Source organism: Cuspidothrix issatschenkoi CHARLIE-1 (assembly GCF_002934005.1).
In the GTDB taxonomy this organism is placed as follows: Bacteria; Cyanobacteriota; Cyanobacteriia; order Cyanobacteriales; family Nostocaceae; genus Cuspidothrix; species Cuspidothrix issatschenkoi.
Map to the genome: position 1 here is coordinate 5,384 of NZ_PGEM01000101.1, position 13,938 is coordinate 19,321.

General features: G+C 38.0%; 10 protein-coding genes and 2 tRNA genes. 9 read left to right on the forward strand and 3 right to left on the reverse strand.

Annotated elements, in window-relative coordinates; all coding sequences use genetic code 11:
• Positions 1-261 precede the first annotated feature (261 nt).
• Positions 262-867 (reverse strand): transcriptional repressor LexA, encoded by a 606-nt coding sequence (gene lexA, locus CUN59_RS13975; protein WP_104388417.1) that lies wholly within the window; start codon positions 865-867, stop codon positions 262-264.
• A 197-nt stretch (positions 868-1,064) separates the two neighbouring features.
• Positions 1,065-1,985, reverse strand: coding sequence for an ornithine carbamoyltransferase (gene argF, locus CUN59_RS13980; protein ID WP_104388418.1), 921 nt, complete (start codon positions 1,983-1,985; stop codon positions 1,065-1,067).
• 229 nt (positions 1,986-2,214) lie between these two features.
• Here argF and CUN59_RS13985 point away from each other — a divergent pair.
• The 4 genes from CUN59_RS13985 (at position 2,215) to CUN59_RS14000 (ending at position 6,714) form a co-directional block, all read left to right on the forward strand.
• Positions 2,215-2,286, forward strand: a tRNA-Thr gene (locus CUN59_RS13985).
• A 31-nt stretch (positions 2,287-2,317) separates the two neighbouring features.
• On the forward strand, positions 2,318-2,617 hold the full coding sequence (locus CUN59_RS13990) for a hypothetical protein (RefSeq protein WP_243406941.1): 300 nt from the start codon (positions 2,318-2,320) through the stop codon (positions 2,615-2,617).
• A 232-nt stretch (positions 2,618-2,849) separates the two neighbouring features.
• Positions 2,850-6,029 (forward strand): HsdM family class I SAM-dependent methyltransferase, encoded by a 3,180-nt coding sequence (locus CUN59_RS13995; protein WP_104388419.1) that lies wholly within the window; start codon positions 2,850-2,852, stop codon positions 6,027-6,029.
• Positions 6,022-6,714, forward strand: coding sequence for a hypothetical protein (locus CUN59_RS14000; protein WP_104388420.1), 693 nt, complete (start codon positions 6,022-6,024; stop codon positions 6,712-6,714). The genes CUN59_RS13995 and CUN59_RS14000 overlap by 8 nt, the downstream gene beginning before the upstream one ends.
• 324 nt (positions 6,715-7,038) lie before the next feature.
• Here CUN59_RS14000 and CUN59_RS14005 read toward each other — a convergent pair whose 3' ends face one another.
• Positions 7,039-9,738, reverse strand: coding sequence for a CBS domain-containing protein (locus CUN59_RS14005; protein WP_104388421.1), 2,700 nt, complete (start codon positions 9,736-9,738; stop codon positions 7,039-7,041).
• Positions 9,739-10,570: 832 nt separating this feature from the next.
• On the opposite strand from CUN59_RS14005, the gene psbZ reads away from it, so the two are divergent.
• From psbZ to CUN59_RS14030, 5 genes are all read left to right on the forward strand, one after another.
• Positions 10,571-10,759 (forward strand): photosystem II reaction center protein PsbZ, encoded by a 189-nt coding sequence (gene psbZ, locus CUN59_RS14010; RefSeq protein WP_104388422.1) that lies wholly within the window; start codon positions 10,571-10,573, stop codon positions 10,757-10,759.
• A gap of 320 nt (positions 10,760-11,079) precedes the next feature.
• Positions 11,080-11,571 (forward strand): 6,7-dimethyl-8-ribityllumazine synthase, encoded by a 492-nt coding sequence (ribH, locus tag CUN59_RS14015; protein ID WP_104388423.1) that lies wholly within the window; start codon positions 11,080-11,082, stop codon positions 11,569-11,571.
• A 133-nt stretch (positions 11,572-11,704) separates the two neighbouring features.
• Positions 11,705-11,776 (forward strand) — tRNA-Gly (locus CUN59_RS14020).
• A 359-nt stretch (positions 11,777-12,135) separates the two neighbouring features.
• The gene (locus CUN59_RS14025; RefSeq protein ID WP_104388424.1) at positions 12,136-12,543 is read left to right on the forward strand and encodes a hypothetical protein; all 408 of its coding nucleotides are present in this window, start codon (positions 12,136-12,138) and stop codon (positions 12,541-12,543) included.
• A gap of 4 nt (positions 12,544-12,547) precedes the next feature.
• Entirely contained in the window at positions 12,548-13,813 is a 1,266-nt protein-coding gene (locus CUN59_RS14030) for a glutamate-5-semialdehyde dehydrogenase (protein WP_104388425.1), read from the forward strand.
• Positions 13,814-13,938 lie beyond the last annotated feature (125 nt).

Consider the following 13,938-nt stretch of genomic DNA (forward strand, 5'->3'; position numbering starts at 1 on the left):
GTTGAAACTGTTCCCTGTTCCCTATTCCCTCTCCTCACAGACAACTTTTTCAGCAAACCCTAGTTAGACCTCTGTGGAAATTAGGTTTTCAGCTAGACAGGTTAAGGGTTTCAGATTCTTTTTCACCAGATGTCTATTGATGACCCATTAGACATCTGGTGGTAATTAAATGTGCATAAACACCAAACCCTTGTGGGGACAATTCATGAATTGTCCCTACGATAATTTTCACTCCTATGTCTATTACCTATTACCCAGTCTTTAGTTATAATTACGCCAAATACCAACTAATGAACCTTGTACCTCTACCTCCATTGCTGGTGCTGCTATGGGGAGATAATTACTATTTGCAGGTTTAAGGGTAACAAGATCATCATGGCGGTAAAATCGTTTTAAAGTTGTTCCATATCCTTCGACCCTCGCAGCGACGATAGTTCCATTTTTTAACTGATTTGGTTCAGCTACGGGGCGTAAAAATACAACATCACCATCTGCTATCAAATCTTCAATCATACTATCCCCAGCAACCCGTAAAGCATAGCTTTGGGCAGGTAATGATAAATTAGCTAAATCTAAATGTTCTACCCCATCTGTGAAAGGTTCTATTAAACCACCAGCAGCAATAGTTCCTAAAATTGGCACACCCTGTTTAGCAGGATGAAGTATGCGAATTGTTCTGGCTCTACCTTCATTCCAACCAATGTAACCCTTATTGCGTAAATGTTCTAAACGACTTTGAATGGGTGCGGGAGATTTCAAATTCATTCCTTGCATCATTTGGCGAATTGAGGGAGAATGTTGATTTAACCTGATATATTCTACCAACCATTCGTATAGTTCTTTTTGAGGTTCTGTCAGACGTTCCATAATTTTATCGGGAAGTAAATAATAAATGTCCCTAGAACATTGGTACTACAAAAATCTTCCCTTAACAAGCTTTTATTAAATATTCATGATAATTGGTAATCAATAGGTAACAGGGAACAGATAAGAATTTAACCAATTACCAATTACCAATTACCAATTACCAATTACCAATTACCAATTACCAATTACCAATATGTTTATTTTGCCCCAAGAACACTTGCCAGTAAAGCTTTTTGAGCGTGGAGGCGATTTTCCGCCTGATCCCAAACCCGTGATTGTGAACCTTCAATTACTTGTTCTGTAATTTCTTCCCCACGATGGGCTGGTAAACAGTGTAAAACAATTGCCTCTGGATCAGCAAGGCTTAATAATTGTTCAGAAATTTGATAGGGTTGGAAAACAGGAAAACGGTTATTGGCTTCAGTTTCTTGTCCCATACTTGCCCAAACATCAGTATAAAGTACAGATGCACCTTTAGCGGCGGCTTCGGGATCATGGGTGAGGAGAACTTCGGTTTTATTATTAGCGATCGCTCTAGATTTTTCCACAATTTCCGCATCTGGGGAATACCCGGATGGAAAAGCAATTCTGACATTCATTCCCACTAAAGCACAACCCAACATCAAAGAATTGGCGACATTATTCCCATCACCGACATAGGTTAATGTTAAACCGGCTAAAGTTCCAAACTTTTCTTGAATGGTAAGTAAATCAGCCAAAATTTGACAAGGGTGTTCTAAATCGGTGAGGGCATTGATCACGGGAATTTTCGCATAGTTAGCAAAAGTTTCCAACTCCTGTTGAGCAAAGGTACGAATTGCCAGAGCATCCAAATAACGATCTAACACCCTAGCTGTATCTTGGATGGGTTCTCCTCGACTCACCTGAGTTACATTGGGATGAAGATCAATTACCTGTCCTCCCAATTGGTACATTGCGACTGTAAAACTAACTCTAGTGCGTGTTGACGCTTTGGAAAACAACAAACCCAAAACTTTATTACAATGTAACTTCAGTTTTTCCGACTTTAGTTCAGTAGCTAATTCCAGAAGTTCTTGCAGTTCCCCAGAATTCAGATCCGCTAAACTTAATAAATCTCTGCCGATCAATGCTGCCATGCTTGATTATCTATTAAAGAACAAATGTTTTTCCGCGCCTTTAGCTGTGTCATAAGGAATACACCAATTGAACTGTACCAAATATTTGGGCATCAATCTACAACATGACGGCTACTTTCACCGATATTTGCTAACCAGAAAAATATTTTGTTTATCCTCTAGACAAATATTCTGGTTATGCTATAATATGGAATCGGTGAGGCAATGAAAAATACGCTTACCAAAATCCGCCAGTATAGCACAGTGGTAGTGCATCCGACTTGTAATCGGAAGGTCGCAGGTTCAAATCCAGCTACTGGCCTTTACTGTACATTTGTACGTTCGCACATTATATGTCACTTACCAAATTATTGGTATATTATTTGTCTATGGGGATAAGTTTTGATATTGCCTGTGAACCGCTGAAACAACTGAGGGAAAAAGAACCGGAGTTGTTTATTTCTGGTCAGGGGAAGCGGTTTATGTTGTTGTTATCACGGGATGATTCCCTTTCTTTGGTAGAGTTTGATCGGAAAAGAGCGAACTGCTTGCAGCAGCGCTTCGCTATCGCATCCCTGGATGAAGGTAAGGCTGTAATTCCTATGTGGTTAGATGTGATTTATCAGGGGTTAGCTAAAAAATTGGCTGATTAAAACTGAAGTCGCACGATTACTGTATATTGGGAGCATCGCTTGCTTTTAATGAAAGTGCGATGCCTTCGGCGAGGGGAGTTATCGCTCTAAATAAAATTTTATGAACTATATTTAAATATTATTATTGCAGCAATGGATAATACTCCTATACTCTTGAAGAATATCAATCAATATCATGACAATATGATGGTTGAAATCTGAAACTATACTTTAATTCAGCGTAAAAAACGGAATGTCACAGTCTGGACTACTTGAACTAGCACATGAAAAGCTTCACTGGCCAACTCCAAAAGAAATTTTGGAGCCATCTGGTGCTGGTCCAAGTGTTTATGCACAAATTGCTAAAGAAAAATTAGGTAGAACTATCAGCAAACTTTCAGATGGTCATGGTGTGCAAATAGGCGTGCTGGCTGGAAATTCTCAAGGTGACTCAACAGAAACACCTATTGCCTTAGTGTGCGATTTTCCAGGAGAAGTATCAGAGGAAACATTAAAGAAAACTTATAGACTTGCTTGGAGTTTTTCGCGTACGCCATCACTCATTACAACAGAACCTAACCGATTAAGAATTTGGACGTGCTATGAAGAACCTCCAAAAGAAGATGATATTATAAGGCCTGTAATTAATGTTTCTAAACGGGAAATTGAGTCATTTAATCATGTATCTCTTTCAGATCAAGGTGCTGAAACTTTGCGGTTACACTGGGCTGATTTAGTATCAGGTCAATTTTTTCAAGAACATAGCCAGCGATTTCAACGAAAACAAGCCGCTGACCAGATGCTATTGAAAAATCTGAAAAGCGTTCGGAAAAGACTTCAAAAAAATGAACTTGATGATGATATTATTCATGATTTATTAGCCAGAATTATTTTTATTCAATTCCTTTTTGATCATCAAGATTATGAAGGTAATCCGGCCTTAAATACAACTTTACTAGATTATTTAGATGATTTATATAGAATTGGTGAGTTATCGGCTAAATACTATCGTTTAGCTGACATATTAAGAAATCATAGAGATACTTATCAGTTTTTCCGTTGGCTCAACGGCAAGTTCAATGGTGATTTATTCCCAGGTAAAGGTGCTACCGAAGAAGAACGTGAAGCTGAATGGCAAACAGAAGAACAAAAAGTTAAACAGCCTCATCTAAATATACTTGCTGATTTTGTTAGTGGTCATATAGACATTGAAACTGGACAATTAAGTCTATGGCCATACTACCATTTTGACGTTATACCTTTAGAGTTTATTAGCAGTATATATGAGGAGTTTGTTAGTAAAGAATCTGGCACAGGAGTTCATTATACACCAGAACATATAGTTGACTTTGTACTAGATGGTGTTTTACCTTGGAATAGTCAAGAATGGGATATCAAGATTCTTGATCCTGCTTGTGGTTCAGGAATTTTTTTGGTTAAGGCATTTCAGCGTTTAATTCATAGATGGGAACAAGCTCATGCAAAAACAATTCAGCCAAGTGATTTAAAAAATTTACTAGAAAATAATTTATTTGGTGTTGATGTAGATGCTCAAGCAGTAAGAGTAGCATCTTTTAGTCTTTATTTAACCATGCTTGATAAAGTTGAACCTCAATATTATTGGGAGAATGAGTTTCGCTTTCCTAGATTACGTGAACGTCAATTAATTGCTGCTGATTTTTTTCAAGAAGATAAAGAAGGTTTTCGTTCTGTTCAGGATGCTGGTCAATATGATTTAGTCTTAGGTAATGCACCCTGGGGTAAAAATACTGTCACTCCGGCAGCTAAATCTTGGGCTGGCGATGTTTGGACAATAACCTACGGTAATATTGGTCCACTTTTTCTGCCAAAAGCTGCTACTTTAACTAAATTTGGTGGACAAATAGCAATGATGCAACCTGCACTGGCTTTGATTTTTAATCAGGTTGGTACTGCTCAAGAATTCCGAGCCAAGCTTTTTTCAGAGTTCAAAATTGATGAAATAGTTAATTTGTCTGCATTGCGTTTTGGACTTTTCAAAGATGCTATTTCTCCAGCTTGTATCATCACCATGTCAGCAATACCTCCTGACGGTGAGCCTTTGACATACATTTGTCCCAAGCCAGTTATGACAAATGAGGATGACTATCATATAGTAATTGAGCCAGATTATATTAATAAAATTTACCCACAAGAGGCGATCGCAAACCCATTAGTTTGGACAGCATTAATGTGGGGAGGAAGACGTGATCTATCCTTGGTAAGAAGATTGAATCAAGAATTAAGTATTAAAAAACTTAAAGATAGTGGCATTGCTAAAACACGTCCAGGTGTGATTAGAGGTGATAGAAGTAAAGTACAAAACCATATCACAAACAAGCGAATTCTAGAATCTTCTAAATTCTTAAATAGAAGTTCTCCCTACCTCAAAGCTGAGGAACTTCCTATAAATAATGATCCATTCGTTGATTCCACAGGTTTTAATAACTTTGCCGCATTTCAACTGCCACAAATGATTATAAAGCTCAGTTGGCAGAAAAAAAGTGGCAGATTTCGTTCAGTAATAATTGATCCTGATAATACCAATCAAGGAATTATCTGCTCTGAAAGTTATGTGAGCATACATATTCCTGAAAGTCATATTTCACAATTGAATGCTGCTTGCCTAGCATATAATAGTAAATTAGCTGTTTACTATCTACTACTTTCTAGTGGTCGTTTTGCCTCTTATATACCAGAAGTTAATGTAGATGATTTACTGCGTGTGCCAATACCTGAATTATCGGTAGGAGATTTGCAGAATATAAAAACAATTGATGATATAGATGAGCGCATACGACAAGCTTTTGAATTTAAAGATAGTGAATGGGTTCTAATTAATGATTTATTCAAATACACTCTACAAGACTTTAAAGGAGATGGTGCTTCTCCAGGACGCAAAAAAACTCACCGTATAGATAATAGTCAATTTCAGAATGATACTGAACCTGAACTTACGGCATATTGTGAGTATTTCTTACGAGTTCTTAAAGCAGGATTTGGACAAGATAAACAAGTTTGTGCCACTATATTTCAGGAACAAACTAAGACTCTTCTTCCTGTCCGCTTAGTAGCTATTCATCTTAATAAACCTGATTCTGAAGGTGTTCATATTAAACCTATTGACTCCCCTGATTTAATGGAACGCTTGGAAAACTTAAATAAGTTGTATCTGGAAAGAGGAAGTACAGAAGATGGTGGCATCTTTTATCAGCGTGTTGCCAGGATCTATGATTCTGTAGAATTGAAAGGGGTAAAAATTCCTACTATTTATTTAATCAAACCTGACAAAATTCGTTATTGGACTCGCTCTATGGCTTTAAGAGATGCTGACGAAGTGGCCGCAGATATTATGACGTGGCGGACAACATTTGATGAAAAATCGCAGCTTATAGAGGAGTCATATAATGCTTAGAAGAGGTAAAATAATTCCCGAAGTGCGCTGGAAAGATACACCGGATTTTGTTAAAGTAGCGGAAATTTGGAATCCAGATGCAATAACAATTCTCCTAAAACTTGTGTGGGAAGGATATGATTTGCTGGTTTCTGAAATTCTATCACAAATTAATTGTGATGAAGCAAAGGAGCAGCTAGAAAGGAGCATCACTCAATCTCTTGAGCGCAAAATTCGTAAAAAGATGACGGGGGATGAGCCATTTGATGTGCAACATGAAGTCTATGAATGGGAAAGTTATCAAATATTGCGACCACCACAATATGATATTGCATTTTATCTAATATCTAATGAGAGGATTATCTGGCCTTTAGAAGCTAAAGTTTTGGAAACGGATGGCGCAGTAGGTGACTATATAAAAGAGATAAAGGAAAACTTTATAACTTGTAGATATGCACCATTTTCTAGTCAGGGGGGAATGCTAGGTTATCTTTTTTCTGGTGATTCAAACAAAGCTTTTACCAATATTGCAACTAAAGTACCATGCACATTAAATGATCATCCAGATTTTCCAACTCGTGATCACAAAACCTCGGATCACCAGAGGGTAGTTCCATCAGGAAAATCATATCCTGCTGAATTTCGGTGTCACCATTTACTATTAAAAATAATTGCTACAGCTACTAATAATATACCTTCAGTATAGTATAATCAATTCAAAACTTACTCAAATACCTTTCTGACTCTTTACCATCTCCCCAAAAGGCTTAAAACACCTGTCACACCAACCATCAACCCACAACCCTAGAACTTTAAACCTAGGATATCGCACCCCCAACCCCAGCAGCCTTACCTAAACCAGTAGTTGTTAAATCATTATTTAATTATTCTAAGTTTTCGGAAATTAATGTCGTTGAATATAGGACTTACGCACTGTACAAATTAACCATCATGGTCAAATAATTTGGCAAACGACATGAGTTGACTGGATATTTGAATATGTATATCAACCTTATATTTTCAATTTCAATTACCGAGGATAATGCTGGGCTAAAAATTCTTTTGCTTCCGCTTTATCCTTAATTATACCATCTACAGTTACAGTTAATAAATCATCAAGCATTTGCTTATATTGGGGACTAGGTTTATAACCCAATTCTTTTAAATCATCACCATTTAATAAAGGTTGAATATTTCCTAAATTTGTTAAATATTGCCAAATCTGTTTTCTAATTTTGCGGGGACTTTGTAAAGCAATTAAGATTAAAGTTTGTAAATCATATTTTCTCAATAAATACAGGGTTTGACTAGGTTTCGCAAAAGTTGGTAATAAAGTAATGACCTCAGATTGAATTTGAGATAATTTCTCTAATCTAGTAATACTATCATCAGTTAATTGTAGATTTTTAGCTACTTTTACACGATATTCTGGTTGTAAATAGGCAATTAATACTTCTAAACGGATTTGCCAATATATTAAAGTTTGTTTTTGGTCAAATTTTCGTAAACAGTGTTCTAGTAAATTTAATTGCCGATAAAGTTCTGCTTCTAATTTTAGACTAGGATGAATACATTGTAAAGCCCCTAAGTTATTCAGCAATTCTAAAGCTGATTGCCAATAAGGTGCAGATAATATATATTTTAATTCAGTTTTTAGGCGAGTTTGCAAAGCGGGAGTCTTACTATTTTCTTGACTGGTGCGATCATAAACTCCGCTATTTATAGCATAACGAATATAAGTTTCTGTTTGTGGTTCTATATTAAATCGAAACCGCACAGCAAAACGTACTCCGCGATAAATCCGAGTGGGATCTTCAATAAAACTATTAGGGTGTAAAATCCGAATTTGTTGATTTTGTAAGTCTATAAAACCACCAAAAAAATCTAATAATTCGCCAGCACGGGGAGAAGTTAGCCGCAAAGCCATCGCATTAATTGTAAAATCTCGCCGATATAGATCTTGACGAATGGAACTAGCTTCAACTTCTGGATTTGCTGCTGGATAAGGATAAAATTCGGTTCTAGCTGTGGCAATATCTACCCATAATGAATCTAATACCGGATCTTTATGCCATAATAAGGCCGCAGTTTGAAATGCGCCATGAATTTCTAATCTGGCATTTGGATAAATTTGTTGTAATGCTTTAGCTAATTCTACACCTGCGCCCACATTGGCTGTTTTATGAAAACCATCTACTACTAAATCAATATCGTTAATCATTAAAGTATGATTTTCTGTTTCTGACAATAGTAAATCTCGCACCGCACCACCAACTAAATAAAGATGCCAACCGCGTTTTTCTGCCTCTTGGGATGCTGTAGTTAGTAATTCCCAGAGTTGAGGGGTGAGACGGTTTTCTAATTCGGTATTTAATCCTAAATTCTGAATATAATTTTCAGTTTTTGATTCTCGATTTTGAATTGTTAATTGATGTAATTCCCTTAAAATATCTGTGCGAGTGACAATACCAACTAATCGCCCATCATCTAATACTGGTAATCTGCCAATATCATAAGTGACCATTAAACATTCAATTTCTGGTAAGGAAGTATCGGGGGTAATTGTCTTTAAATTACTTGTCATATAACCTTTAACTGGTGCATGACTAAATCCATGATGTAAAGCAATATCTAAATCCCGACGGGAAATAATTCCAATTAATGAATCTTGATTATTAACTACAGATAAACCTGAATGTCCATAACGTAATAAAATCCGTTGTGCTTCAGCTATGGTAGTTTCTGGGCGAATTGTCCGCACTGGGGAAGACATCAAATCTCTGGCTGTGGGAGGATGGGGAACTTGCGCTTTTAATCCTGCTAATAATTCTTGTAAAATTGGTTGGGAATTTGTGGTACGAAGGTTAAGCGATGCAGCTTGAGAATGTCCACCACCTCCATGAGGTTGAAATAAGTGATTAAGATTTGTTTGGGGAATTTGGGTTCTACCAATTACTGTTAAGCGCCAATCATTTTCACTTAAAGGATATTCATTTGCTAAAAGTACAGCATCAGATTCTGTCAAATCAATAATTTCGGAAGCTAAACCTGATAAACCTGGGACAAAACCATCGGTTCTTATTGTCACCCAAGCAATTGTATATCCTCGTAAACACAGATATTCTAAATTTTCTAAGGCTGCACTTAATAATTGTTGTAATTGTGGTGATAAACCTGGATCACGATAAGTAGAAATAACTGATAAATTTGCCCCTTGCTGCATTAACCAAGCTAAAGCTAAAGCATCTCTGGGTGTAGATTGTTTATATGTTAATGAACCTGTATCAACATGAATACCCAAAGCCATGACAGTTGCTTGGGCACAATTGAGAGAAATATGATTTTTTTGCAACAGTTCTACCATTAAAGTAGTTGTAGCGCCTACTTCGTCCAGGTACAATTGGGTGGAGGGAATATCCCGATCTTGTGCAAGATGATGATCATAAACTATGATTTCTTGAACATTGGGTAAATCGAACCAGATAGTGGCTTTACCCAAGCGATCGCGCTTTTGAGTATCCACAACCATTAAAGAGCGAATTCTTTCAGGATTTACCGAACGTCGTTCAATTAAGGGATACTCGTCACGATGTAAGGCCAAAAAATCCCGCACGGGAGGATGTGCGCCTCCAGTGAGGACAATTTTACTCCCTGGTTTGAGACAAGTTAACCCCACCGCTGCCCCTAAAGCGTCAAAGTCAGCAGTTGTATGACAAAGAATTAAATCCATATATTAAAGATTAGAGGGAATGGGGAATAGGGAATAGGGAACAGGGAACAGGGAACAGGGAACAGGGAACAGGGAACAGGGAACAGGGAACAGGGAACAGGGAACAGGGAACAGGGAACAGCAACTAATATAATTTCTATCTTAATCATTTTCCCAATCACCAATTACCAATCCTCAGTACGCGAAAGAAAAAACAGATTGAAAGATTAGAAGTGAGCAACTGTTACAAACCAGACGTAAAATATTAATTGATCAGGCGATGCCTTGTGAGTTCATAAGGTTCACTGAAAACCCCAAACTGTTTATACAGTAGCAGTTCTGGGATAAACTCAGATTTCGTTATGTTGGGAAAAACAAAGTCAGTAACCCAGTGCCTTTAGGACTGGGCTTGCAAGAGTAATCAAGCGAGCCGTACTGACCAGACCACCCACAAGCGTAAGTCGTTCGCGAAGCGTCCCGTAGGGTAGGGTAGGGTAGCCGTTATTTGAGTCACGACACCTGGGAATGCGTAGCTAGTTCCCCGCTCTGTCGCTTGTGATTAAACAGTTCTAAGGTCACTGGAACAGTGTTACAAGCCTAACAAGCTCTTATAACTGGTCGAAGCTAACATTACCCCAGAAATGGGAGGCTCTTCGGAGCAAAACATTCATTATGCGTACAGAGTTGGGAATTTTGAATCGGTAATTGTCCCGTTGAAAGTACATCACAAAAGTACTCCGAATTTCCTAACTCCAAGGCGGTAATGAAAAAATATTCAAGGCGGTTAAAACCGCACGAGTCATTTTCCTCTCAGCACTAAAGTGACTGAGTTTCCCACTTACCGGATATCCTTATGAGCATAGTATTTCAAATCGCTTTAATATCATTAGTCTTGTTTTCTTTCGTGCTTGTGGTTGGTGTACCTGTTGCTTACGCCACACCTCAAAACTGGGTAGAATCTAAAAAACTGCTCTGGGTTGGTTCTGGAATTTGGGCGGCTTTAGTTGTGTTAGTTGGTATATTAAACTTCTTTGTGGTTTAGTTGACTGCTTTGATTATCCACTAGCGCATACCATAGACAGTAAATGAGCAGAAAAGCTCAGGTAAAGAGTCAAAAAGAAAAAACAAAGTTTTTTCAATATCTTCGCCATTGTTTGTAGGTTAGGTTAAGGGACAGCGCAACCCAAAGCATTTGTTGGGTTTCCTTATGTCAACCCAACCTACTAATCAAGGTTGTTTTAATTTTGTGAAGGTGTTGTTTTCTCAACGACTTTTTCCTGATTGTGCTTTCCTGCTCTTCTATTTTGATTGCAGAAAAGTATATTGGTAAAGCAGTTATTCTAAATTTATTCAGAGGCAGTTATGGCAGTTTTTGAAGGGAATTTTCAGCAAACGGAGTCTTTCCGGTTTGCATTAGTCATTGCTCGCTTTAATGATCTTGTAACTTTGAAACTAGTAGAAGGATGTAAAGATTGCTTAAAACGTCACGGTATTAATCCTGATCCCGAAGGTGAACAAGTGGATTATGTTTGGGTTCCCGGTAGTTTTGAAGTTGCCAGTGTAGCTCGTCAGTTAGCAATGTCTGGCCGTTATGATGCCATCATTTGCCTTGGTGCAGTGATTAAAGGACAAACTCCACATTTTGATTATGTATCGGCTGAGGTTTCTAAAGGTATTGCTGCGGCTAGTTTCCAAACAGGTGTACCTGTGATTTTTGGCATTTTAACCACAGATACCATGCAACAAGCCTTAGAACGAGCCGGAATTAAGAGTAATCTTGGTTGGGAATATGCCATGAATGCTATAGAAATGGCTAGTCTGATGCGTCAATTACGCCCGAATTTAGCTGGGTAATGGGTAATGGGTAATGGGTAAATTCTTCCCCCCTGCTCCCCCACTCCTATGCCCTAATCCTGTCCTCTGAAAAAAAATTAATTTAGGGGTTGACAAACCTGAATAAATCTGGAATACTAGGGTTATTGGAGATGCGGGTGTAGCTCAGTGGTAGAGCGCAACCTTGCCAAGGTTGATGTCGTGGGTTCGAATCCCATCACCCGCTTTCTAGTCAGATGAATTGTATTAGAACGAAATAAAGTATTTTTTTATTTTTATTAACTTTTGGAGTTTAGACTAAATCTTTTATTGTAGGCTCAATCCCTTGCTGTATAAGGTTTATGACTTACAAGACGTAAAATAACTTGGAAACCCTTAAAGCCTTGCCTAGATAGACTTTGGCGGATTAGGAGGGCAAATTGGTCTAAACTCCAGTAACTTAGTAGGTGATGGATTTTTAGTTTGGGAGTTTGTTAGTAAACTTTCCAAGCTATATCATTATAAGTAATTTTACGTTTACCCATGCTGATTTTAAGAGAAATTGGGGAATAATGTAAAAAACCGCCCAAGTTACTGACATTGCTTGTGCAACCTCAAAAAGCAGATAAAATTGACTTGAATATGGAATATAGTTGTCCTTGTCGTCGCAAAGGACAGTTAATTCCGATTACTTTAACAGACGCATTTGGATGCGATCGCTGCCAGCAGATTTTTGTGGTGGAAGAAAATGGATATATTTTGGAACAACTGTCTACCGCCTATCCCTATAAACGGGCGTGGTGCTGGAAAGGCAATAGTTGGCAAATTATTCAACCTCCTTTGGGAGAAAGCTATCTACCAATAGCATTAAGCATTATTTTTGTGTTAGTCATTATATGGCTACCATTAGCTTTGCGATTGGCTACCAGTTCTAGTATGATTGCTTGGGCTATGGTAGCAGTGTTATTGGCAATTCTGCCAGCGTTAATGGTCTGGCTTACTTACAGACGTTAAGTCTATGACAGGTGAAGTGATTGATGATTACCCCGAAACAATAACCAGTGCTAAACGCGCTTTTCAAGCTTCCTTGAAATTAGGAACAACTAAGGGGATAGAGAGGAGTCGGGCTGTGTTAGCAATGGCACGGGCAATAGAAAATGATTTTGATGAAATTCTCGAAGCTAATACTTTGGATTTAGAAGCTAGTCGAGAAATGGCTGTTCCAGAGTTAATTTTGGATTGGTTGAAGTTAACTCCCTCGCGGTTAGAGAATACTATTAAGATTCTGCAACGATTGGGGGAATTATCTGATCCTTTGCGACGGGTGAGAACTGCTGATTATCAACAGGAAGATTCCCAAAGCTATACTCAATTAATGCCGTTAGGGGTGATTGCTTTTATTTATGAGGCTTTTCCAGATTTGGGGGCGATCGCTGCTGGTTTTTGCCTCAAAACTGGTAATAGTATTATTCTTAAAGGTGGTACGGAGGCTAGTCATTCTAATGCGGCGATCGCCAATGCCCTCCAAACAGCTATTAGTGAAGTGGGTTTACCGGAGGGTTGTGTAGAATTAATTACCGCAGAACATGGTGCTTCTGTGCGAGATTTAGTAACCCAAGATCAGTATTTAAGTTTGGTTATTCCCTACGGACGTTCGAGTTTAATTCAACAGGTGGTGAGACAAGCAACTTGCCCAGTTTTGAAGTCAGCAATGGGTAATTGTTACCTGTATTGGTCGCTTAATAGCAGTTTAGAAATGATTCGCTGGATGATCATGGATAGCCATGAAAGTGAACCAGATCAAATTAATGCTATCGAAAAAGTTTTAATTCATCGTCAAGCTTTACCATCTTCCTTATCTGTGCTGTGGAGTAGCTTAAAAGAAAAAGGTTTTGAACTTAAAGGTGATGCGGAATTAGTGGCGGCTTTTCCTCAATTGCAATTAGCAAAAGATGAAGAATGGGGAATACCTTATTTAACAAAAACCGTGGCTTTTAAATTGGTGGATAGTTTAGAAAGTGCGATCGCTTGGATTAATCAATATAGTAGCAGTCATGCCGATAGTATTGTCACAGAATCCTATCAAGAAAGTCGCCAATTTGCATTAGGAGTAAATAGTGCCTCCACCTACATTAATGCTTCCCCTCGTTTTTCCCGTCACTCCTCACGGGGAGAGGCGGTATTTTTAGGAATGTCTAATCAAAAAGGACATCGTAGGGGATTTATTAGTTTGGAAACTTTAACCACAGTCAAGCATATTGTTCAGGGAAATGGACGGTTTTGAGTAAGAACTCAGGTGAGGTATAAATATCCCTGACTTCTGTGATCAATTTATGATTTATAGACACAATCAATAAAAGAAGTCGGGGATCTTATCACCTCACCTGAATCCTTACCTTTTACTTTACA

What these genes read in the sequence shown, in the direction of transcription:
- CUN59_RS14005 (WP_104388421.1), bottom strand. Translation starts at nt 9,738, where the DNA reads ATGGATTTAATTCTTTGTCATACAACTGCTGACTTTGACGCTTTAGGG.
- lexA (WP_104388417.1), bottom strand. Translation starts at nt 867, where the DNA reads ATGGAACGTCTGACAGAACCTCAAAAAGAACTATACGAATGGTTGGTA.
- argF (WP_104388418.1), bottom strand. Translation starts at nt 1,985, where the DNA reads ATGGCAGCATTGATCGGCAGAGATTTATTAAGTTTAGCGGATCTGAAT.
- ribH (WP_104388423.1), top strand. Translation starts at nt 11,080, where the DNA reads ATGGCAGTTTTTGAAGGGAATTTTCAGCAAACGGAGTCTTTCCGGTTT.
- CUN59_RS14030 (WP_104388425.1), top strand. Translation starts at nt 12,548, where the DNA reads ATGACAGGTGAAGTGATTGATGATTACCCCGAAACAATAACCAGTGCT.
- psbZ (WP_104388422.1), top strand. Translation starts at nt 10,571, where the DNA reads ATGAGCATAGTATTTCAAATCGCTTTAATATCATTAGTCTTGTTTTCT.
- CUN59_RS14000 (WP_104388420.1), top strand. Translation starts at nt 6,022, where the DNA reads ATGCTTAGAAGAGGTAAAATAATTCCCGAAGTGCGCTGGAAAGATACA.
- CUN59_RS13995 (WP_104388419.1), top strand. Translation starts at nt 2,850, where the DNA reads ATGTCACAGTCTGGACTACTTGAACTAGCACATGAAAAGCTTCACTGG.
- CUN59_RS13990 (WP_243406941.1), top strand. Translation starts at nt 2,318, where the DNA reads ATGTCACTTACCAAATTATTGGTATATTATTTGTCTATGGGGATAAGT.